The organism is Nostoc edaphicum CCNP1411 (assembly GCF_014023275.1).
Taxonomy (GTDB): domain Bacteria; phylum Cyanobacteriota; class Cyanobacteriia; order Cyanobacteriales; family Nostocaceae; genus Nostoc; species Nostoc edaphicum_A.
In genome coordinates this window covers 7,494,040-7,516,963 of record NZ_CP054698.1, presented here as the reverse complement: position 1 = coordinate 7,516,963, position 22,924 = coordinate 7,494,040, and the positions used below count along the sequence as shown (strand labels likewise).

Genomic DNA, 22,924 nt, shown 5'->3' with positions numbered 1-22,924 from the left:
GATTGTAGCTTTTTGTATTTGCGAAGCGTGCGCTTTAGTGTCTCGCCTATTTAAAAAGTGCAGGTATCTAAAAGCTAGAATCTGTAAGGCTTCGTGGAATATATTTTGTTTACAAACTTTTACAAATTTCTAAACCCTGTATAGATTAAAAGTTACAACTCTGCACGCGAGAGAAGAAGAGTGAAATATTCAACCAAATTAGGGAGTGGTGATTTTTTGTGGTGGGGAGATGTCCGTTAAGGGCATCAAGTGAATATTTGTATTCATCTTTCTCTAGCCACCTGCCTTTATTGCGCCAGCCAACGCGATCGCCCAAACAACACTCCGTTTCATAATCTACTTTACCGCCGCACTCTAGCCAAATACGTTTTTGTACGCTAAAGCCAAAATGACAATTGCTGTATTTGACCCACAATTGGTCAATTATGCATAAATCTGTGCAGGGAAAATTTTCAATGGATTCATAATCAAGCCAGCCACCCTGTTCTCTTTTGGCTACTTTCAGCATGACTCTGGTGGTTTCCTCATCTGCTGCTTTCCATTTTTCTGCTTTGAGTAAATTCTCTAGATATTGGTAATCTACTCCCACATCAGAAGCTAATATCAATTCTGTTAGATTAACTTGCGAGAAAGAGAGTAAATTCAACCATTCTTCCATTGTCTGGGGTCGGTCTTTTGCCTCTAATGCCATTCCTTTCAGAATTGCTTGATTTACCGTATAGCTAAGACTGGAGACAAGTTGCTTTGGTGGTACTAATTTCTCTTGTTCATACTTGCGGTCAAAGGAATTGGTGGGGCGTTGTCCAGTGATAGCATAGTACAAAGATCCAGCCAAGCAGTAGATATCAACTGTTGGGTGACGAATTCCTTTCCGTGTTAACTCATAAGGTGCGAATGCTTTGTTCCCAAAAGACCTAGACAGGGTACTCGGTGGGGACATATCGCCTGCAATACCAAAGTCTATCAACACGGCTTTGCCTGAGTTAGGAATCCCTGAATTAAAATTGAGCATAATATTGGGAGGAGTGACATCAAGATGAAAAACTCCTTTTTTATGTAGATCTACCAAAGCTAAACCCATTTGGTGGATGTATTTTACAGCTTCAGTTTCAGGTAATTTCCCTTGGCGTTGCACGTATTCCCATAAACTCTCACCTGCTATATATTGCATTTCTAAGCAGTAGCGACCATCTTCTTCAACAAAAAAGTCGAATACTTGCACAATATGCGGATGTGAGTCTCTACAACACATTGCTAGCATCTGTGCTTCTTTTTTGAAGCGTTCAACATACTTGGGATAGTCTGGATCTCGTTGAACGCTGATGTTAGGGGTTTTGATCACGACTCGGCGGTTTAGCTTGGTATGCATTGCTTGGTAGGTAAGTGCAAAACCACCACCACCCAAGTATTTTTCTATTTTGTATTTGCCGTTGTATATTAGCTGTCCGTCTTGCCAGAACATACGCCCAGATTTATTAATGGCTAATGTTGATTGTGACACGCTTTTTCTGAGTTCTCGTGGTTGGCGTTGCTGAATAAGCTCACGCAGAGTCGCAGAGAGGCTGACTTTTCACGGCATCCGGAAAACCTCTCTCTAAATCTCTCTCCTAAAAGGAGAGAGACTTTGAATTTCCCGCTTCCCGCATCGGGAAGGGGGTTGGGTTTTTCGTGGACTTTTCCACATAACGTGAAAAATCAGGCAGAGAGGAAAGTTGAGGTCTTCTGGTTACTGCTGAACTAGCTTTTGGAGTCGCAAAAGCTACTAATGTGACTTGAAAACTAGCTTTTGGAGTCACAAAAGCAGCTAATGTGACTTGAAAACTAACTATTGGAGTCGCAAAAGCAACTAATGTGACTCTAAAACTAACTTTTGCGTAAGTCTAGCCTAAACCTCTTCTACCTTGAGAACCGTAGTTTTGTAGGTTGGGTGCAGCGATCGCGTAACCCAACATAAAATTTGGTGGTAATGTTGGGTTGGGTTGCGTTTCACTCCACCCAACCTACATAAATATATCTATCTTTTAAAAAATTTTAGGTTTCAACATAGATGAGGTTTATTATCTATTTTGTGGTTTAGCAGAAGATGATGGCGCTTGTTGTGTTGGGGGATTGGTAGGTGCTGATTTGTCTGGGAACCAATCTTTGAATAAATCTGTGCCGTCTTTGACTCCTGAGATCAAGGCTGCAAATAATGCTAATACACCCATAATCTCTAATATCCACGCCCACAAGGGTTGTGTCCAAGGAAGTTTGGGAAGAGAAAAACCTGCTGTTTTGAAACCCAATTCCGTTAACCAGTCTTCTACTGTTTCGGGACGGTTATCTGGTTGTAGTTGCATTGCGTAGAGAATGGCATTATTGACACGATCGCTAATCTTATCATTCAATTCGTTAGGTGGAATTAAACGCTTATTGTTATCTTGGCGCTCAATAGCACTTTCTGGCTGTTTTCCTGTTAATAAAAAATATAAAGTTGCCGCAAGAGAATAAATATCAGTCCAAGGTTTACGCCGCGCCTGTTGTCTAGGAGAGTTGGAATACAGTTCAATTGGTGTAAATTTGTCAACCAAGTTACCGCGACTTGATACTGGGTTATCAACGAATCTTCGTGCTAAGTCGAAGTTTATCAAAACAACCTGATGCGTACCTGCCCGCAAAATGATATTTTCTGGTTTCACATCTCGATGTAAAAATCCTTGTTCATGCACTACTATGAGTGCTTTCCCAATTTGTTGAATATAATCTACAGCCTCTTTTGCTGGGAGAAATCCTCGCGGTTGGACAATCTTGGCTAAATTATCTCCTTGAATATACTCCATGACCATGCATTTTAAATCACCTTCCTCGAAGGTATCAATGACTTGGACAATATTCGGATGTTTGCATATTGCTAGTTTACGGGATTCATCTGCAAAACCTGATTTTAAGCGATCGCGGTCTTCGTTACTTAATTGATTGAGCAAATTGGAATCTAATGTTTTAATTACAACATTCTTGCCATCCCGATCCTCAGCAAGATAAGTAATAGCGAAGTTCCCCTGTCCTAACTGTTGCTTAATTTCATACCGATCGCGGTGTAACTTTTGTCCAGATGCCCAAGTCATTAGTTGATTATCTCAGAGACTTGTATTAATTTTTGCATATAGCAATTCTCCTGTGGATGTAATACAGCTTCTCTCAACAAATGTTCTGTAGCTTGCACCCTGATATCTAATAGTCAAGCTGTTATGCTTCAAAAAATATAATATGACGCGATCGCAAAAATTGTGTTATAAAAACGGGCAAAGTCTTACAAAATACGAAAATCTTTACTATGAAGCTTTTTCGGTAAATGCGTAATTTCTACATCAATGGCATCAAATGCTACTGTAACTAATCGAGCTTTAGCGTTTAATCATCAGTAATCTTTAAAAAATTGAAAAAATAATGTTAAGTATACCTATTAACTTAAATTTACCTCGTATACCCCATTTAATAACTTCTTTACCTGGGCCTCGCGCTCAAGCAATTGTACAACGCGATCGCGCCGTAACTTCTCCTTCTTATACCCGCGATTACCCGTTAGTTGTATCTCGCGGTCAGGGCTGTATGGTAGAAGATGTGGATGGCAATGTATTTCTGGATATGACCGCAGGTATTGCCGTTACCGCCACCGGACACGCCCACCCGGAAGTTGTCAAAGCAATTCAAGAACAATCCGAACGTCTACTGCACATGTCAGGGACAGATTTTTATTATGAGCCGATGGTGGAACTAGCGGAACAATTAGCAATTCGCGCTCCCTTTCCCCACCCACACAGTGATACTGGGTTTCCCGCAAGAATATTTTTCACCAATTCCGGGGCAGAATCCAACGAGGGAGCAATCAAATTAGCTCGATATTACACCAAGCGATCGCTAATTGTGGCATTCTTAGGCGCATTTCACGGACGCACTTATGGGGCAATGTCTCTGACTGGTTCTAAAGCAGTGCAGCGAGCGAATTTTGGGCTTTTAGTTCCTGGGGTAACTCATATTCCCTATGGCACTCACACCAGCTTAGATTACCTGGAACAACAGCTATTCACGACTATTTTACCACCGCAAGAAGTCGCGGCGATCGTAGTCGAACCGATTCAAGGAGAGGGTGGATATATCGTCCCCGAAGATGGTTTTTTGCAGCGAATTCGGGAGATTTGCGATCGCCACAGTATTCTGATGGTAGTAGATGAAGTGCAAGCAGGGATGGGGCGGACTGGTCGTCTATTTGCGATCGAGCATTGGGGTGTGATGCCTGATATCATTACCACTGCTAAAGGCATCGCCAGTGGTATGCCTTTAGGAGCGATACTTGCCAGACCAGAGTTAATGACTTGGCCTCCCGGTTCTCACGCCACCACATTTGGCGGTAATCCCGTAGCTTGTGCTGCTGGTATTGCCACACTGCGATTGCTAGAAAGTGGTTTGATGACTAACGCTACCCAGATGGGAGAATTATTACAAGCTAGTCTTACCGAGTTGCATCAAAAATTTCCCAGAGTATCGCCGCCACGAGGTAAAGGTTTGATGGTAGCGGTAGATTTATTGGATGAACAGGGTAATCTCGATCATAAATTGCGCGATCGCATTATCCAAGAAGCTTTTTTACGAGGTTTATTATTACTAGGCTGCGGTAAAGCAGCAATTCGTTTCTGTCCACCTCTAGTTATCGACAGCGACCAAATTAAAATCGCCCTTCAGATTATCAGCGAGATTTTAAGTTCTTAAAATATTAGGGAGAACAACGGAGAAATAACCAGTGCTTAATGACAAATGACAAATGACAAATGACAAATGACAAATGACAAATGACAAATGACAAATGACAAATGACAAATAAAATAGCCCTTCATTTATGGAAATTACTTTGGCAAGAATACAGCGCCAGAGTAAATCATGCCCGTACCTACCAGCAAATGATTACTGCTGCGGGTGGGACTGTCGCCAATGACCACATCGCCTTTCGGTCTTTGCGTTTACTAGTAGATAGTTCACAAGATCAAGTTAACTTGGGAATTGACTACCTTGGGCAACTTGCAGAAGCCTTGGGTTACGTGGTGGCTGGAGAATATACTTTTGCTCAAACCCATCTGTACGCCCGTCATTATCGTCATCCGCAGCAAGAGGAATTTAACTTGCCCAAACTGTTTATCAGCGAGTTGATTGTCGATGAATTACCTACTAATATTGCCCAACTCATCTCTAAAACAGTATCTTCAATCCCAAACGAATTCACCTCACCCCTTAATCTTCTCAAAAAAGATGGGAACATTGAAACTATCGCCAAACAACTTCAGGAAGTTTTCATCCGTCCTTGGCAACCTCCCCAACGTTCTGTTGTCGAAGAGGTGAATCAAGTTACTCAGTATGGGGCTTGGGTATTGCTGCACGGATATGCTGTCAACCACTTTACAGGCTACGTCAACGGACAGAATACTCCAGAATATCCAGACATAGATACTACTGCCAGTGCTTTAGCTAATCTGGGTGTACCAATGAAAGCAGAAATAGAGGGAAATGTTACTTGTGGTTTGAGGCAAACTGCAACTCAAGCAGTAAGGTCAATGGTGACAGTGTTAGATGATGATAGTGGTGCAGAAATTCAGATTCCTTGGACTTACGCCTATTATGAAATTGCCCAACGCTATTTAGTAGAAGTGGAATCTGGAAAGCAGGTACTTTTTGATGCTTTTTTAGGAAGTAATGCCCAGCAATTGTTTGAAATGACTCGTCTATAATTGTTCAAAACCTAACTAAAACTATCCAACCTGAGAGCCTATTTATAAAGTAAATATTAAGTAGGGTGTGTTACGGCTGTGTAGGGATTTGAGGGTTTGAGAAAGTCTAATTTCGCCGTAACGCACCATATTGCCAGGTGTCGTATTCTCATAACGCACCTGAAAATTTAAGGTTTACTTTTACCCATAACTGCCCATACAAATCGACTCAACATTTGAGGCAGGGACTATAGGCTTACTTTCAAGCATTAATACAAAAGGACTACAAAATTTACTCAAGGCAAACAATCTCCCTGGTTAACCTAAGATACTTTTGGTTGCTGCCATAGGATGAGTTTCAATTCAGAGCAGTAGCAAGTCTCATCACTGATTTGCTGTTCGTGGTCAGCTATCCAATCATAAATTTGTGTAGCTTTTGCTAATGCCACTTTTTCTGATCGATAAAGCTGAGGAGTAGGGCAGTAGGCTTGGCCATTGATGTGTATAGCTGCAATCTGCCAATAATCGCTCTCTGGTACAACTTCTAAAAACCCGTTACTGTAAGGCTGAATTATTCCTATGTTCATCTACAACCATCAAACTTTCTAACATTGGCCACAACGAAGCCGATACCAGCCAATTCTTCTGAGTCAAAGCTGGAATCACCAGGGAATGCAGTAGCAAGCCCTCCTAATGATTTTGGGTTCGTAGTCAATGGAAATCTGAATTATTGGTCACTTTTTAGCTTTATTCCTTTATTGGCAGCAATAATGGCAAAAGGGACTGTTCGGCGCGGGTGCATTCGGATTGCCCAAACTCAGAGTGTAACGGGATGGATGATAATGTGTAGAGCGAACCCGCAACTAGCAGCGCTCACCCGAAATGACCGAACAAAAGGAGTAAATTTATGATGTCCCGTCTGCTAACAGCTTTCCGGCAACGATTCTTGCGGAGTATCGCTTTTGCAATACTCTTAACTTTGATTAGTAGTTTAATACTTCCTGGGGCTACTTGGGCTTCTTCTAGCTTGGGAGTTGATAATGGTCATCTTAGTTCTTGTCCGGCTTCAGACAATTGTGTTGTCAGTCAAAACGCAGATTCTAAACACGCCATCGACCCGATTCCCTATCATGTAGACCGCAGTGCAGCCAGAGAAATCTTACTAAAAGTTATCGGCGTTGTTCCCCGTACAGAAATTGTAGAACAAACAGATAATTACATCCACGCTCTTTCTAAAAGCCGCATCTTCAAATTTGTTGATGATGTAGAGTTTTATTTACCTCCCCATGAGTCAGTAATTCATCTGCGCTCGGCATCTCGCGTGGGAGAGTCGGATCTCGGTGTCAACCGCAGACGATGCGAGCAAATTCGTCTGGCTCTACGTGATTTAAATATTTGATTTTTGTAAGCCGCACACTCGTGACTTCCAGTCATGAGTTAGGCACTCCATATTCTGTCTGAAACACTTTATTTAATTTGCATAATATTGAAAAATAACGGAAATGATAGTAATTTATGATAGTATAAGGAGTCTTGGGCGATTAGCACAGGGGTAGCGCACATCCTTCACACGGATGGGGTCACTGGTTCAAATCCAGTATCGCCCACTCATACACAGTAAAGCTTTCAGCTAAATTAATGTGACTTCAACCATAAGTTTGCCGCAACGGCAACATTATGCTTGAAAACTCCTGCGGCAAACTTATGGTTGAAAAAGTGGATATTGAATTAAACCATGTTTTCACCAGATTGAGTTCTAAATCTGACTATCTAGGAAAATTACCTTGTGCTTGCTGCAATGTAGCACGGACTTCTTTGTATCTTAAGTATCCAGGCTTAGTCATGGACTTAGATACAAGGTTTTCTGTAGGATATACTCCCTTGTCACACAGTATAACTGCAATATCTTGAACTTCCCTGCAAGACAGTTCTATATTTGTCAGACGTAATTCTTTGCTGTAATTAAGGTATTTGGCGGAAATATCGCGGCATAATTCCGGAAAATGTTGAAAAATGGTTCTTCTATCGTATCCAAGACGTTGAGCAGCTTCTTTCATTGTTAATGGTGGGATCTCGTCATTTGCAAGCACGGTTACTAAAGCATCTTGCACTTGCTCGTAGTCAAATGATTTCGGGGATATTCTTGTCCTACGCGATCGCTGTTGAGACTGGTTTAAGATTGTCTTAACCAAATTACCAATATCTTCTGATGTTAGAAAATCTAATAAGCTTACTCCGAGAAAGTGGCAGATTTTTAGAAGGAGATCAACTCGCGGTAAAGCTTTCCCTCTTTGCCACATCCATACTGTATTTTTTGGTAGTTCAACTAGGCTAGCAAAAGCAGCTATATTACCATCCGTTACTATCTCTATAGCTCTACCAAGAGATTTGGCAATGTTTTCTTTTGGTGGTGCAGATGCCAAATATGGAGTACTAGCAATTAATTCTCCAATGACCTGTGCTACCCAAGTTTCCCACTGCAACTCCTTTTTAGACAAATATTTGCTGTCATGAGATTCAATATATGAAGTGGTAGATGAATTTTTACCCAACCATCCACCACAATTTGAGCAGTACCCTGGTTGAGTTTTCCAAGTCAGGAGTGATATTTTTTGGTGACAGTTAGGACACCGCTCACAAAGGAATTTATTATGCTGAGGACAAAATTTAACTATACTTATTGTCCAAAGCAAAGGGTCATAAATTTCTTTTTGTGATAAATTCCATTCTTGATAACAAACTGGACACCAGCTTTTATTATCTCTAAACAACTCTTTTGGTAGAATAACATCTGCCCAAAAAAGCAAGGTAAGAAACTGTAAGTTTTTTTGCAAAGTTAGTTTTTCAAGTGCTTGCACAAAATCCTTAGCCATAATTCCTGTGCCGTTTAAAGCTGTAGCACGGTTAAACAAAGCACGTAAACCCATGCCAGCGCTGGTTTTGACATATACTTTTTCTATTAACGGCGCAAGTTCTCTGGAAATTAACACCCCCAGAAATACATTGTGAGATTTTGCCAGACGAGCAACATAGCTTGTTAAACTTTCCACCAATGGAGACCCAACACCTACTGGATTTAGATGATGAAGGCAACTACGTTCTGGAATTATTGGTTTCTCTAAATCCCACAATTCATGAATACTTGAGGAATCACTTAACATAGTTGATGCTCTTAATGGGACTTAAACAAAAAATATCCAAAAAATATTCTCAATCTTTGTACAAAAGGACTTTGACATCATTTTGCTTAGTTTATTGATATATCTAGGTTTCAGTTAGTTTTTAAGACTCGTGTATTATCCTTGTCCTGTATGGGTTTTAGCCTTGTTTATCCTTCAGAAACATTTAAGTTTCGTTAAACAAATTCTTATTTTGCATAAGCTAAATTTTACAGACAAAACAAATTATTTATAAATAATAACTGCTATTGTTGATTTTGTTTTATTAATCAACGTTACTATCTTACTCATATCCCAGTTCGCATCGTACTTCATGTAATGCAGCAATAGCATTTTTATCCCGCATTAATCCTGGCTTACTTAAAAGTTCGCTAACATATCTGGAATGAGGTTTTATCCCTTTATTGTGAAGTTTCAATACGGCTTGGCGCACCTCCTGTTTAATTTTTTCAATTCGTTCAAGCTGACGCAATTTAATATAACAAGAGTATTGCTCCGAAATTTTTTCACACAAATCTGGAAATTCCTTGTATAAAGTCTTGCTCCTAATTCCTATTCGTTTAGCAATAACTGCTACAGATGGCGGTGGATATTCACCATTATTCACTACGGATAAAAGTACTGGTCGTATTTTTTGGTGATTAGGTTTTCGAGAAGCGGCGTATCGCTCTGATATCTGGCAGCATAAATTAGGGAAATACCTGCTAATAGAACTGCGTGTTATATTTTTTAAATCTTTAACTACTTTGTATAGCGAGCGTGGTGGAGATTCTTCAAGGGCTGCAAGTAATACTTTTTCTACCTCTTCCAACAAAGAAGGATTACTGCGAAAGGTCTGTGTACTACGTTTTACAGGAGTTTGAGGCTGTATTGGTATGTCATTACTTGCAGCACTGACTTTAGTTGCCATGAGAAAGTCAACTAATGGCGTTTGTAAATAAAAGCATATCTCCAATAGTTTATTTAGTCCGGGTATTGCCTTTCCTCGATACCATTTATTTAAAGAATGTGGAGAAAGACCAAGTAATTTAGCGAATTCTGATAAATCTCCTTTAGTTAACTGATTTATATAAACAGAAATAACATTTTTGATATTATTTGAGGGTGGATAAAATAATATATCTGGCGCAATAGCAAGTAATTCTCCAACGTTGTCTAATACCTTTAATTGCAACTCAAGTTCTTCTTCTGAAAGAAACTGACTATTCTTAAATGTTTCAGGTTCTGGGAAAAGCCCTAGCCAACTTTGGCATTTTGAGCAGTAACCTGAACGATAATTGCCTGGCAATAAAGGAAGTTTCTTGTAACAATGAGGACATTGAGTGTGCAAACGACAATGGTGACGTGGACAAATCTGTACTACATGTAATGCCCAAATAAGTGGTTCGTATACTACCTGTTTTGCTTCAAACCACTCCTGGTAACAAAAGGGACACCAAGCCTTTTGAGGATGAAGCAAATACTTTTCAGAAATAACATCAGCCCATGAGAGCATTGTCAGAAAGTGTAGATCATTACGTTGTGTTAGCTTTTCAAGAACCTGAACTATAACAGCAGCTGTTGAACATTTTCCATTCAGCGATTTAGTAAATATAGAGTTGTATACTTTACTCATATCACTGTTTTTAGGATTGAAAACGTACCCTTCTTTTAGGCTAGGAGCAATTTCAGCACAAACTAAACGTCCTACCGTGATGCAGTGAGCTTGAGCAAGCCTAGCGATATAACTAGTTAAACTCTCAACGTTAGCTGTTCCCATACCAATTGGTTTCAAGTGAAATAAATGGCTACGTTCTGGAACAGAGGGCGGTTCCAAATCCCACAATTCATCAGTATTATTCTTATCAAGAACCATACTAATTTCCCCCTACTAAATCTCGCTTTGACTTTCGATTCCCTACACCTTGACTTTGTGATTTTGGATTAGTATTCTGCTGTTTTTGCAAGCTAGTAGGAGAATCTGACTCATCATCTTGTAAACGCTTTTCGCCTGCTTCTGCTTCCTGAAGGATTTGTTTTCGTCGTGAAGCAGAGAATTCAGCCTTTTTAAGATGCTTTAATGTCAGAGTTGTAGCATTTTCCTCAAGAGAAATACGTAAGGCACGAACTAACCAACTTTTAAGCATTCCCACACAGCCAATAGAGTACTGAAGAAGATACTCGCAGTGCGTTTCAAGCTGTGGCTCTTCTAGCAATGGTAAGTGACGCTGCAAAGTCTGTATTACCGTGCTATATTCGATAACGTCTTCCTGAAGAAGTTGGTGGTAACGAGCAATATGGATGTCCTGACTACGCCTGCCTATCTGTCCACTTATAGTAGAACAGTTTAGTAGTTCATAAGTGCCAACCAAAATGTGTATCGTTTTTGTAAAGTTAGCAATCGATTTAATCCAATTCATTTGATTAAGTAACTGGTGTCCGCCTGCCGTTGCAAATAAGTGTTGAGCTTCATCTACTATAAAAACTCTCAACTTGCGGTTGATAAATACCTTTTCCATAGCACGGCGTAAAGTAGAAGTGTTCTTAATTACAGCTGGAACAAGCGATTTTGAACCATCACTTTCAGTCTCAGAAATACCATAGTCAACTTTGTAGTTAATCAATACCTCATTTAGTGCTTCTAAAACTTGTATATAGTAATCTAAGTGGTTAAATTTCCCTTGTGATGATGAACTTGCCTCTACACGTGCAACACCAATTTGACCAGGATTGGATAGTAAATCTTCTAATAAATTCTCCAATAGTATTTTTTGAAGCCGCTTTATTAGAGTAGACTTACCAATACCTGTTACGCCAAACACAAAAAATATTGATGTGTCAGCAGGTTCAAGGATATTTGCCTTAAGTTCGTTCAAGACTTCCTTGAGGTTTCTATGAGGAACAGTTATACCTTTGAAGTATGCTAATTTTTCTAATGATGGTTTTTTTAAAAGTTCCAAATCAAAAAAACGTTGTTCTAGCATTACCATAAATCCTCATTAGCGTAAGGGGTAATCTTGTTTAATTCAACATCATTATTCAGGGATATTTCTGTATTATTAGAGCCTTCATCGAGTAAATTAGCTGGAATTTCTAATTTAGTTTTTTCAGGGGAAAAAGTTTGAGTACTTGACTTATTTTCAATTAGGTTACGAACATCTTTCGCTGCTAAATCTCGCTGGCTTTGAAGCTTTAGTTCCTCGTATTGGTCTGCATTTTTTAGAAGTTGGGCAATTTCTCCAGGTTTAGATGTAGCTTTTTGTTTAAAAAGGTGTTTTTTTTGTCTTAATATTTCAGTAGCAACCATTATTTCACGCTGTGAGTGACCCTGAAATTTATTGTAGTGGTTAGAAATACAGCGAACCCAATGCCCATGAACATAGGCATAGGCTGTCCCATAGTCAAATGGATCGTAGCGTACAGGTACTTGTTGACCCTCAATATCGGGTCTTAGAAATGAATCATCTATAGACCAGTAGTCTTGCTGATTAATTCTTACCCCTGTACTTGGTTGGACTTTTGCTGTCCCTTTAAGCGTTGAAGGTAGAGTTAAAATTCGGAACTGATCATCATAAATTATTTTTTGATGAGCGCGAGAGCCACTATGTGCAAGTCCAGCATGAAAGCTATCATACGGAGAAAAACCTTCTAATGCTGGATGTTCTTTTCGGTCGTAAGCACCATAACAATAGCCATTAATAAAATAGTCATATAACTCATCAAGAGTCCAAACAGCTAGGTTTTTAGGATTATTAGCTTTATTAACTAGACGGACATGCTTTGTAACTTGGGTATTACCTCTTAACTCGTTGATAAATTGTTTATTGCTAGAACCAAACCAACGCTCAACAATAGAACTAAACTTAGGCATATTTGGTGGTCGATGTTTTTTGGTACATTCAAACCTAGCCAAAAGGGTATCAAAATAAACGCTCTTAAATTCTTTGCCGTTATCAACTACAATGGTTTCCGGGAACCGTCCGAAGCGTTGAACACAAATTCGCAGCACCATCATACAAGAACGATAACTGGGGTGATCAAAAGTAAGGTAGGCTGCTAGAGTGCGTCGAGAGTAAGCATCTAACATCGCTGTTATCCAAGGTCTACCAAGATTAATACCTGTGTATAAACACACTGCTTCTATATCAAGTAGAGTGTGGTCAATATGCACAATTTCTAAGGGACGATCACCGTGACGCGGTGTAGAAGAATATAATAATAATGGAGCTAACTTCTGGTTAGCAGCACGAGAACCAAGCCGTTTCTTGGTTCGGTAGTAGCCTGATCCCTGTTTTACTCTTTCGTAAAAAGTTGTGTGGCTAGGAAGAGGTTCAATTATTCCCTTTTCTTTCCACTGATCTTTCAACTGCTCGTAAACCGCCCAGACGTTTTTCTGTTTGAAAGTTTCGTAGTTGTCTTCAATAATTTTGTCAATAAATTCCCATATCTGATCTGAGTATCTTGGAGTGCTGTTTCCCTTCCTTTGGTCAATAAGCCCAATCAAACCGCATCCATATTTATCCTTAGCTTTTTTAAAGTTAGCCTTCCAATATCGAATGGTTCGTTCAGATTTAGTTGCTTCTTCTGGATCTTCTCCATATAAGTGAGGCACTATTAGCTGGTAGCGTTCGTTAGCCTTTTCCAAAGCTGTAGGACTTGCTTTTAAAAAGTGTTGCCAACCTTCTGACGAAATACTAGGTTCTGGCAATGAAGGTAGTCCTTTAATTTCCTGTGCCTCAACTAGCTTGTGAAATTCAGTATGAGTTAGCCAAAGTAGACCATTTTCCCCCCTTAACCAAATTTTTGCTTCTCCAACTTCATGAATAGTGTAACTGTTACCATCCCAAATAATTGATATGCCTACTTGGAAATCAATTATCTGTAAGCTATCTGTAACTTTGTTAGAACGCGAACTAATTGCTATAGCATAAGATTCAGCCGTTACTTTATCTCTAAATATATAGACTCGCTCTTGCTCCATTAAAGGAGAAGAAGAAAGGTCTATATATATATTTTGTGTTGCAATTAATGCATTAATATCATCAATAGTTGCATTACTTGCTTTTTGACGTAGTTGAACAAAAGTTATGCCTGGATTTGAGGCGACAATTGTAATTACTGTATCAGCGATTTCTTGGTTAACTACATAGTTTTTATTCAGATAGCCTTTTAAATACTGAATGTTTCGGTATTTAATATTATCAATCTCGATATCTGAACGAAGCCGATAATACAAACCAAGTTTTTGTGCATATTCTTCAGCTGGCGGACTATGCCACTGTCCATTTTCTCCTCGGCAGTATCGATTGGGCTGTTTAACTACGAGTTTTTCTAAAGTTTTTTCTGGCTTCCACTCTTCAAAGCTAACTGAGTTTTGACGTATAACTAGAAAATCTGGAATATGTCTATAAGTGCCATTCTTCCCATTAGCAGATGCAAACTTTAAAGTAAATTGAAAAGCTTGATCCCAGTATTCTATAACATCGTCGTCATACTCGTAGAACAATTCAATAGCCCTAAGCTCAACAGTATGCGACTCGAATTGAATTGTCCTATAGGAATCATATTTGATTTCTGAAAATATTTGAGTAGGGTGTGTTATGCCGTAGGCTAACGCACCATCCGAAGATTTTGGTGCGTTACGGAAGCCGTAACACACCCTACATATACTTAGATTTTTTCATAAATCAAATACTAGTCCTATACCCATTTTTATGCTAGAGTAGTTTCCACTAACATTTCTTCCTCCACCACCGACTCTTCGTAAAGGCTCTGAAGTGCGAATCTGCTCTATTACTGTTTTAGTACTCTCTTCAAGTTTTAGACTTATAAACCACTGTTTAAGCTCATCTTCAGTAAACATTTTTCCTATCTATACAAATTGTGTCAGATTTCTAATTTATCTTTTTGAATGATTTGAGGAGCAGATTTTAAACCTGTTTGCCACTTGTCTTGCCGTGTTATGCCTGACAAAGAATTATTTATTTCCTGATTGTAGTTATCAACGATATAACGTACTAACAATTTTTCAACCATATCAAGGTTAAGGCAATTTCTATGTGCTTTATTTCCAATTGAATTAAAGTAGTCTTTTATAAAAACTAAAAAACTATTTTGATTTATCTCATACAAATTTAGTTGCCAAGAAGTAGGTTGATAGTGAATTAAAAAAATTTCTAACTTATGAATTTTTTCCTGAAAATAATACTGCATCATAATATTGCTGCGATCAGTATATAAAGCTTGAGGGATACCGTAAGTTATCCAATCATGAGATAAATTATATTGAAAATCATAATATTTCGGTAAGATTGCATGATGTAATGCTTGAAGTACTGTTCGAGCCTTTGGCGGCTTTAAACTTAAATGGAAGCCCATGTAGCATTCAGAGTAGATATCTATAACTGAAATTAAATAGGGACGGCCAATAAGTAAACCATTTGTATCAGTAAGCATTATATCTAGTAAATAACAATGGACAAGCCAACAAGAATTGCTATACTCTACAACTGGCAAATAATTTCTTTCATCAGTTTGAGAAAACATACCCACTTCCTTAAAATATATTTTGTCAGTTTTGATTAATAGTTAGAAGGTTTTAACTAGCCGATGGTAGGCTTAAAGGTCTTGACTCATTGTTATCAAGGCTGAAATTATGTAAATAAAATACACATTAGCTTGCTTCTTCTTTAGCCAATTTTTATTTTTCAAGTGGTTTTAAACTAATACGACACGACATAATACGGCGACAAACAGGATTTATCGCTACTGTGAGCCAAGGACGTACAAAATTACCATTATTATCAACTATACAAATATCCATACAACATCTGTCTACTATGTAAGAGTTTGTTTGAAAATATTTAGGCATCAAGATATTCCTCTATTTATTTAGATTAATAACAAATTAGAACAGCTATCCTTTATTTAAAATTAGAAATATTACTGAATTTAATTAAATTTTTTGGTAAAAATAATTCTATTCTACGGGTATCATTTGAGCGTGAAATAATACACCCAGTTTGTAATATACTTTCAATTAATACAATCAACACAATAGCCTATATTAGTTAATAGTTGACAAAGCTGTAACCATTGCTAGATAAGCTTTGCATAACTTATATTTATATAATTCATTATATTTTGATATCATTATTGATAATAATATAACATCATGAAGCATCCGAATGAAATTTTCTAAATTGTGCATTCTTCAACATTGAAAATATTTACCTCAATAAAATAATTTTTCTACCAAATATTAAATATAGAACGATTGACAAAAAACAATAGTTATGTGTTGCAAAAGGTAATAAATAATTTAAATTCACACTACTGACATCAGATACTTATTCAATAAGCATTTGAGCAATCTCAATTTGATGTACTATCAGAAAAGTTGCATTATTTTCCTGTCTTAAGTATTAGGATTGTTACAGTCTATTAACTTAGATTAATTTAATTTTATACTCAGTGTTTGTTCAATTGATTTTAATGCTGATTGTATATCTGCGTTCAAAGCATCTGCCTCAGTCTGAATAGTACTTACACTCTTACTGACTTCTGCTAGGGATTTTTTAATAGTTCTGATACGTCTCAAAGCTGTGCGAATCTGCTGAATCTGTTGTTCAACAGCAGTTACATCCAGTTGTGATTCAAAAGTACGCAATTTATTTAACCTTTGCTGGATCACCAAAAAGCGAATAGCAATGATTAAAAATGGATGAGTTGTGGCGATCCAATAACCTGACTCAGAAACTCCCTCTGCCCAATCGCCGATTTCCTGTGCTAATCCCTCACGCGAATAACTTAAAAATATTGCCGAATTTGCAGAACGCCGCACCATTGCTGACTGTAAATGTTGAGTGATTGCTTGGCGACCAAAAGGTTTTGAGGGCCGTTTTCTAGCTTCAATCACTATTGACAGTTCAATTACAGCTAACGATTTACTGGTGAACTTTAGGAGAATATCGCCAGTGTCTCCATCACGACCTATATGCTCCACCTCTACTCCACTCAACTTTGACCAATTTCGTAGTTCGACAACTACTAACTCTTCATAGTTGATGCCTTTTGCAGTTGTCTGTTCAAGTACTTGTTGTGTCACCTGTTGATCTCGAATTTCCCTGGTCAGTTTTTCCACTTGTTCGGTTAATGGTTTCACAGACTCAGAAACCACATCTTTAACTGCCGCAGCCAGAGTACCATTTTCCTTAGTGGCATTTATTAATGCTGCTTTAAATGCGCCTTGAATGGAATCAGAGCGTTTAGCATCTAATAGTTGACGTAATGAAGAGAGAAAGCGGCCAACAACAGAAGTTTCTCTGGCGGGGTCAATTTCTTGTGCGAGCAAAGTGCTGACGCTATTGAGTTTTTCAGTGAGAATGGCTGAAGTCAGATTAATTTGAGTTTGGAGTGGAGCTAATAATTGACCATTATCTGTCCCTACTTGATTAATTAATTCCTGCTGGAAAGACTCTGCAATTACCTTGACTGCCTGCTGAAACTCCACCAACAAGGATTCCATCTGCTGCTTAATTAATTCGTTGCCATGACGAGTTTGAGCAGTTTGCAAGCAAAGAAATCCTAACTCAAAAGCATCCCGGCAAATATCCTCGTATTCTGACTGGGGAAATTGCTGTAAGTAGCTGATGGCATTTTTGAGAGGGATTGCCATGCGATGAATCAGGACATGGCTTTGTGTCAATTCAATACTGGAGGGCAAGTAATAGGAATCATTGGTGGAGCGGTTCATGGAACAGTGGGTAGGCTGGTGACGATAAATTGCACCCTACTACCTATTTTTTATGTCAGTCAAGGTGATGAAGAAAAGTTTTGTCAATTTGCAAAAACTGAAGAATTAATTCGGGTGTTGAGGATTATGCCACTGCTCCAACAGAGGATTAATTACTTCGGCGTTGGTGAAAAGAAAATCAGCCACAGCCATAATTCTCTGATAAGGTAATCCAGCTTCTCGGCGGCTGGCTTGTCCACCCAACCAGTGATAAGCCGTAGATTTAGAGATGGCACAGATTTTTGCTAATTCTTCGTAACCCAATCCCCAACGATAGCTAAAATCTTGGGGGGACATGAACATTTGGTTGTGCAATTCTAGCAATTGCTGATGTTGTTGAGCTTTAGACATGATTGCCCTGAAGCCCTTCCAAGGATGCATTATCTAAAGGTTCGATATCATCCTCGAAAGCGAAGTCGCAGGTGCAAATTTTACGAGAGGGGCTGCGCTCATCTAAAAGAACCAAGTAATGTAAGCCAGTGGCAATGCAACTGGCTTGTTGGGTGTATATGACTCCGATAACGCGACCATAGTCACCGTTGGGTACTTGAAACCATCGCACCCATTCACCGAGATGAAATCTCTGCTGAGGCAATTCGCTGGGAATAACCTCTGGCATCGTTACTGGTGGAATTTGGGAAAACAGATCAGGCATAGTAATCTTTTTGGGTGCAAGTTGACCAACAACGGTAAAAATTAAGAAGAATTCTGATAAATAATATTAAAGTTTTCCCTTGCCACTGTGGCAATAAAAACTTGCCATTTGGCAAGTACCTATTTAGCAGGATTTCTGCGTCGCTTTTGGTAATACACATCCCGGAGCTTTTGTAAGTACTCTGGTTCAGTTTGGATTGCTGTCCAGATGTGGTGTGCCAATGCTAGGCGCTGTTTATGTTTCTCGCTTGGTATTCTCTGGTCAACACCTTGGGAAAACCAATGATTAACGGTTGTTAACGAACAGTCACAGATAAAAGCCAGTTCTTCTCGTGACACATCCCAATGTCTCAGAAACTCGTCGAGTTCCATTGGATAATCTTTTAAGGGTTGTAGATATGAATTCAATACATCCCAGTGTCTCTGAGTTGGAATTTTTGAAGCAATACCCATAGCCTTCCTAATTGCCAAATGGCAAGTGAATGAGGCAATCATATCTTGGCAAATGTTGGCTTTGTTTGAAAAATAAATCACAAACAGAACAGCATCTTATTTGTTTTGTCTTTCTAAGGTATAAAAATATAGTTGCTGCTTTGTGATAATAATCACTCTCTCTTAGCAAAATTGGCAGATAGTAGATCCAAGCAATAATGCCAAGAAAATCTACACTGGATGGAGATAGCTAATGGTAGAGCAACTGATTGGAAAACGGATTCAAATTCCAGGACAGTTTACTGGTGCTGTAACTGTCGAGCGGTTTGATGTTGTTGACGACACATTGTTGTTGACGGTTCGTACTCAGGAAGGGGAATTGCGTGAAGCTATTTTGAGTAATTTTGAGATTGAGGAAATACTCACCTCACAAGAGCAGAAATCAGTTGCCACCGTTGACGCTAATGCATTTTTTCTTTTTATTGAGTCAGTACGAATAAAAACCGCATTCGCTTACGATCCACACTTTGCTGTGAGTCTTAGCGGTGTCCGTCCTCTCCCCCATCAGCTAGAAGCAGTTTACGAACGTATTTTGCCCCAGGTAAGGTTACGGTTTCTCCTCGCTGATGATCCAGGAGCAGGTAAAACAATTATGGCGGGGTTGTTGTTAAAAGAACTCAAACTGCGAAATGCCATTGAGCGCATTTTAATTCTTGCACCAGCACCATTAACAATTCAATGGCAGGATGAATTACGCAGTAAATTTTCTGAAATTTTTGAGGTTATTAATTCGACACTGGCCAAAAATCAGTTAGCAGGTAATCCTTGGGAAAGATTTCGGCAGTGTATTGCTTCTATTGACTTTGCGAAACGCGATGATGTTGCCCCTGGTATATTGCAAGTAGATTGGGATTTAGTAATTATTGATGAGGCACATAAATGTTCTGCTCGTACCCAAGGCGATGATTTACGCCGGACTGGACGCTATAAATTAGCAGAAGAGTTATCCAAAATTACTGAAAGAATATTACTATTAACGGCTACTCCTCACCAAGGCGATGTTAGTCATTTTCATAACTTCTTACGTTTACTTGACCCAGAACAATTTATTTCTGATGAACTTAATCCGCAGTTACTAAGTTTAAATGATAGTCCTTGGTTTTTACGTCGCATTAAAGAAGAGTTGAAGGATTTTCAGGGGCGAAAATTATTTAAGGAGCGATTCGCAATTACAGTACCATTTACTTTATCTACTGCTGAACATCATCTGTATGAGGAAATCACAAAATATATTAACAAATATTTAGGTAAGACTAAAGGCAGAAAACAGGCCGCAGTAGCATTAGCTAGGACAGTCTTGCAGAGACGTTTGGCTAGTAGTTTAAATGCCATTTATAGTTCTTTGGACAGACGTAAGCGCCGCTTTGCAGATTTAGTAGAAGAATTAAATAAACTACCACATCAAGAGCAAAAACAGCGATTAATTAATTTAGGTAAAATAGTTGATCCAGAGTTGGAAAGTGATGATTGCGAAGAAGACCACTTAGAAGAACTAGCCATTGAGTCTACAGTAGCAGAGCAAGTAGACCAACTCCAAGAAGAGTTACGGGAGTTAGAAAGGTTAGTCAAGCTTACCCAGCAGGTGATTGATGTTGGTACTGAGACTAAGTTAAATCGTCTTAAGGAAAGTCTGGAAGAAGCAAGATTTAATGAAATCAAAGATGGTAGTGGTAGATTGTTAATCTTTACGGAACACAGGGATACGCTGGAATATCTGAAAAAGAATTTAACTGCATGGGGATATAGTACCTGTGAAATTCATGGGGGAATGAATATTTTAGCCAGAAAAGCTGCTCAAAGAGATTTTCAATTAAGTAAACAAATTTGTCTAGCAACAGAAGCCGCAGGTGAAGGAATAAATTTACAGTTCTGTCGATTAATGATTAATTATGATCTTCCCTGGAACCCCAATCGCTTAGAGCAACGCATGGGCAGAATTCACCGGATTGGTCAAACGCATGATGTTTATGTTTTTAACTTCGTGGCGGAAAATACGGTAGAAGGTAGAGTATTAGAAAAGTTGCTGGCTAAGTTAGAAGAAATCCGCAAGGCAATGGGGGACAGGGTTTTTGATGTTATTGGTCAATTACTGCAATTAAATGATATCCGGTTTGAGGAATTGGTTAGAGAAGCAACTTATACGAAAGCCAGTGAAGATGAAGTTTTAGAGCAAATTGAACGTCTCGACCCGAAAAAATTAGAATCTCTTGAACAAGCTACAGGTGTGGCTTTAGCAACTTCTCATGTAGATTTATCCCAAATTCGTCGCACCCAAACGCAAGATTACGTTTCTGAAGAACAGCGTTTAATGCCCCGCTATGTAGAGGAATTCTTTAAACGTGCCTGTGACTTTATGCGCGTGAATTTAGATAATCGGGCTGATGGTTTATGGCGAGTAAGTTATGTCAAAGAGGAATTTCGTTCTAATAATTTGGAGTCAGTACGCAAATATGGGATTGCAGATAAAGAATATCTCAAACTGACTTTTTATAAAGAGCATTTGGCACAACCAGTACATCAAGATGCAGATTTATTATCACCAGGACATTCTTTATTCGCTGCTATTGTTGAACGCTTAGATTCCCAATTATGGGAAAGAGTATCCCAACAGTCTGCCATATTTCTTGATGCTGATGCTCAACAACCCTACCGCATTCACTTTTTTGAAGTGCAGGTGGCGGGTATGGGACGAAAAGGTAAAGATACAGTTCTCAAAGCTCGGTTATGTGCTGTTGCTGAAAAATCTACAGGAGAACTGGTACTAATTTCACCAGACTGCCTCCATGATTTAGCTCCTACCCAGTTATCTCCAGATTTGGTGATTTATCCCCCCACCCCCCAGGAACAACAAAAGGTGGAAAGCTGGTTAAAAGTAAAAGTGCAGCGTTCTTTAATGGATTTAGAAAGGGCGCAACGTCAACGGGAGTTAGAAATCCGCCAAGATTATTTACAGAAAGCGATGGAAAGCACCATCGCAGAGGCTCAACGCACTCAAATGAAATTAGCAGCGAAGGTTGCAGGAGGGGATGAAACCTACCGCGTGACAAGGGATAATGCTCAGAATAAGGTACGAAATTTGCAAGAACGTTATAAGAATAAACAAGGTGAACTGGACTATTTAAAAATTATTCGTCCTGGACGTGTGGCATATTTGGGAAGCGCCTTAGTATATCCCTCTTCTGTCACTCTCCGAAAACATTTGCCTTTTCTAAAATCTAGAGCTTTTGTATAACAAGCGATTGCGCGATTATTTTCTAATAACAAATACAAGTCCTATTTTTTTCTAATAGTATAGCTTGTATTGATTGCCTCATGAGGCTTCTAGCGATCACTTTCCCGGAAAGTGACAGAAGAGGGATATCCTGCAACTGTGGAGGTGTCCAAATATCCGGGGATGCGGAATGACCCAGAAGTGGAAGCTTTTGCGATGCAGTATGTGATGGACTATGAACGACAACGCGGATGGGAACCAGAGGATGTAAGTCAAAAACATGATGGTAGTGGTTTTGATATTCGCAGTGTGGGGCCAGTTGATGAAGTGACGGGAATTGCATCTGTGCAGCGCATTGAGGTGAAGGGCAGGGCGCAGCACAATCAAGAAGTTGCGTTGACTGTGAATGAATGGCGGAAGGCACAGCAGTTAGGTGATTCGTATTGGCTGTATGTAGTCTGGGGATGTACAAGTGAAAATCCGCAATTGTTAACGATACAAAATCCGGCTAAGGTGTTCGCTGGTGATGCCAAGGAAATTAAGCAAGTAACCCGGTATGTCGTGGGGGCTGAGGCATTATACAGCAAAATTGTTTAACTTAATATTTAATTGTTGACATTAATCAACATCTGAGCCAAGGTATAAATCGCAATAAGCGATTATACATAAATGAACTCAGTCAAAATAATATCTCTAGATCGTCGCCTGATTGAAGACTTCATTCCCATCAAGGAAATATCTGTTGAATCTGCACGAGAAAAATCTATTAGAAAGGGTCATATTTCTACACTACATTTATGGTGGGCAAGAAGGCCATTGGTAGCAGCTAGGGCGGCGGTTTTTGCTTCGTTAATTGCTGCACCAGAAACTCCCTAAAAGC

At 39.1% G+C, this 22,924-nt stretch carries 20 protein-coding genes and 1 tRNA gene; 8 read left to right on the top strand and 13 right to left on the bottom strand.

Annotated elements, in window-relative coordinates:
* Positions 1 to 145 precede the first annotated feature (145 nt).
* Positions 146 to 1,501: a serine/threonine-protein kinase gene (locus HUN01_RS33950; RefSeq protein ID WP_203219517.1), complete on the bottom strand. Its 1,356-nt coding sequence runs from the start codon at positions 1,499 to 1,501 to the stop codon at positions 146 to 148.
* A 556-nt stretch (positions 1,502 to 2,057) separates the two neighbouring features.
* Positions 2,058 to 3,104 (bottom strand): protein kinase domain-containing protein, encoded by a 1,047-nt coding sequence (locus HUN01_RS33945; protein WP_181929843.1) that lies wholly within the window; start codon positions 3,102 to 3,104, stop codon positions 2,058 to 2,060.
* A 322-nt stretch (positions 3,105 to 3,426) separates the two neighbouring features.
* Here HUN01_RS33945 and HUN01_RS33940 point away from each other — a divergent pair, with 322 nt between their 5' ends.
* Together HUN01_RS33940 and HUN01_RS33935 are read left to right on the top strand one after the other, a co-directional pair.
* Positions 3,427 to 4,746 carry an acetyl ornithine aminotransferase family protein gene (locus HUN01_RS33940; protein WP_181929842.1) on the top strand — a complete coding sequence of 440 codons (1,320 nt, stop codon included), beginning with the start codon at positions 3,427 to 3,429 and terminating at the stop codon, positions 4,744 to 4,746.
* A 101-nt stretch (positions 4,747 to 4,847) separates the two neighbouring features.
* Entirely contained in the window at positions 4,848 to 5,756 is a 909-nt protein-coding gene (locus tag HUN01_RS33935; RefSeq protein ID WP_181929841.1) for a DUF1338 domain-containing protein, read from the top strand.
* Positions 5,757 to 6,058: 302 nt separating this feature from the next.
* Here the strand turns inward: HUN01_RS33935 and HUN01_RS33930 are convergent, their stop codons facing one another.
* Positions 6,059 to 6,322, bottom strand: coding sequence for a hypothetical protein (locus tag HUN01_RS33930; RefSeq protein WP_181929840.1), 264 nt, complete (start codon positions 6,320 to 6,322; stop codon positions 6,059 to 6,061).
* A 24-nt stretch (positions 6,323 to 6,346) separates the two neighbouring features.
* Here HUN01_RS33930 and HUN01_RS33925 point away from each other — a divergent pair, with 24 nt between their 5' ends.
* From HUN01_RS33925 to HUN01_RS33915, 3 genes are all read left to right on the top strand, one after another.
* Positions 6,347 to 6,646, top strand: coding sequence for a hypothetical protein (locus HUN01_RS33925; RefSeq protein ID WP_181929839.1), 300 nt, complete (start codon positions 6,347 to 6,349; stop codon positions 6,644 to 6,646).
* Positions 6,646 to 7,134, top strand: a complete 489-nt coding sequence (locus HUN01_RS33920) for a DUF1499 domain-containing protein (protein ID WP_181932937.1) — start codon at positions 6,646 to 6,648, stop codon at positions 7,132 to 7,134. Before HUN01_RS33925 ends, HUN01_RS33920 begins: the two co-directional genes overlap by 1 nt.
* A 136-nt stretch (positions 7,135 to 7,270) precedes the next feature.
* Positions 7,271 to 7,342: transfer RNA gene (locus HUN01_RS33915), tRNA-Val, on the top strand.
* A gap of 159 nt (positions 7,343 to 7,501) precedes the next feature.
* Here the strand turns inward: HUN01_RS33915 and HUN01_RS33910 are convergent.
* The 10 genes from HUN01_RS33910 to HUN01_RS33865 all read right to left on the bottom strand — a co-directional run bounded on the left by HUN01_RS33910 (position 7,502) and on the right by HUN01_RS33865 (position 18,794).
* Positions 7,502 to 8,896, bottom strand: coding sequence for a TniQ family protein (locus HUN01_RS33910; protein WP_181929838.1), 1,395 nt, complete (start codon positions 8,894 to 8,896; stop codon positions 7,502 to 7,504).
* 301 nt (positions 8,897 to 9,197) lie between these two features.
* The gene (locus tag HUN01_RS33905; protein WP_181929837.1) at positions 9,198 to 10,769 is read right to left on the bottom strand and encodes a TniQ family protein; all 1,572 of its coding nucleotides are present in this window, start codon (positions 10,767 to 10,769) and stop codon (positions 9,198 to 9,200) included.
* 1 nt (position 10,770) lies between these two features.
* Positions 10,771 to 11,877: an ATP-binding protein gene (locus tag HUN01_RS33900; protein ID WP_238845899.1), complete on the bottom strand. Its 1,107-nt coding sequence runs from the start codon at positions 11,875 to 11,877 to the stop codon at positions 10,771 to 10,773.
* Positions 11,877 to 14,552, bottom strand: coding sequence for a DDE-type integrase/transposase/recombinase (locus HUN01_RS33895; protein ID WP_181929835.1), 2,676 nt, complete (start codon positions 14,550 to 14,552; stop codon positions 11,877 to 11,879). The genes HUN01_RS33900 and HUN01_RS33895 overlap by 1 nt, the downstream gene beginning before the upstream one ends.
* 21 nt (positions 14,553 to 14,573) lie before the next feature.
* Positions 14,574 to 14,756, bottom strand: a complete 183-nt coding sequence (locus tag HUN01_RS33890) for a hypothetical protein (RefSeq protein ID WP_181929834.1) — start codon at positions 14,754 to 14,756, stop codon at positions 14,574 to 14,576.
* Between the two features lie 23 nt (positions 14,757 to 14,779).
* Positions 14,780 to 15,439: a hypothetical protein gene (locus HUN01_RS33885; RefSeq protein WP_181929833.1), complete on the bottom strand. Its 660-nt coding sequence runs from the start codon at positions 15,437 to 15,439 to the stop codon at positions 14,780 to 14,782.
* 907 nt (positions 15,440 to 16,346) lie between these two features.
* Positions 16,347 to 17,648 carry a hypothetical protein gene (locus HUN01_RS33880; RefSeq protein ID WP_181929832.1) on the bottom strand — a complete coding sequence of 434 codons (1,302 nt, stop codon included), beginning with the start codon at positions 17,646 to 17,648 and terminating at the stop codon, positions 16,347 to 16,349.
* 105 nt (positions 17,649 to 17,753) lie between these two features.
* Positions 17,754 to 18,038 (bottom strand): helix-turn-helix domain-containing protein, encoded by a 285-nt coding sequence (locus tag HUN01_RS33875; protein ID WP_181929831.1) that lies wholly within the window; start codon positions 18,036 to 18,038, stop codon positions 17,754 to 17,756.
* Positions 18,031 to 18,342, bottom strand: coding sequence for a hypothetical protein (locus tag HUN01_RS33870; RefSeq protein WP_181929830.1), 312 nt, complete (start codon positions 18,340 to 18,342; stop codon positions 18,031 to 18,033). The genes HUN01_RS33875 and HUN01_RS33870 overlap by 8 nt, the downstream gene beginning before the upstream one ends.
* Positions 18,343 to 18,461: 119 nt before the next feature.
* Positions 18,462 to 18,794, bottom strand: coding sequence for a hypothetical protein (locus HUN01_RS33865; RefSeq protein WP_203219516.1), 333 nt, complete (start codon positions 18,792 to 18,794; stop codon positions 18,462 to 18,464).
* A gap of 232 nt (positions 18,795 to 19,026) precedes the next feature.
* Between HUN01_RS33865 and HUN01_RS33860 the strand changes: the two genes are divergently transcribed.
* From HUN01_RS33860 to HUN01_RS33850, 3 genes are all read left to right on the top strand, one after another.
* Positions 19,027 to 22,065, top strand: coding sequence for a DEAD/DEAH box helicase (locus tag HUN01_RS33860; protein ID WP_181929829.1), 3,039 nt, complete (start codon positions 19,027 to 19,029; stop codon positions 22,063 to 22,065).
* Between the two features lie 111 nt (positions 22,066 to 22,176).
* Entirely contained in the window at positions 22,177 to 22,641 is a 465-nt protein-coding gene (locus tag HUN01_RS33855) for a protein NO VEIN domain-containing protein (RefSeq protein ID WP_181929828.1), read from the top strand.
* A gap of 72 nt (positions 22,642 to 22,713) precedes the next feature.
* Positions 22,714 to 22,920, top strand: a complete 207-nt coding sequence (locus HUN01_RS33850; protein WP_181929827.1) for a DUF1156 domain-containing protein — start codon at positions 22,714 to 22,716, stop codon at positions 22,918 to 22,920.
* Positions 22,921 to 22,924: the final 4 nt, after the last annotated feature.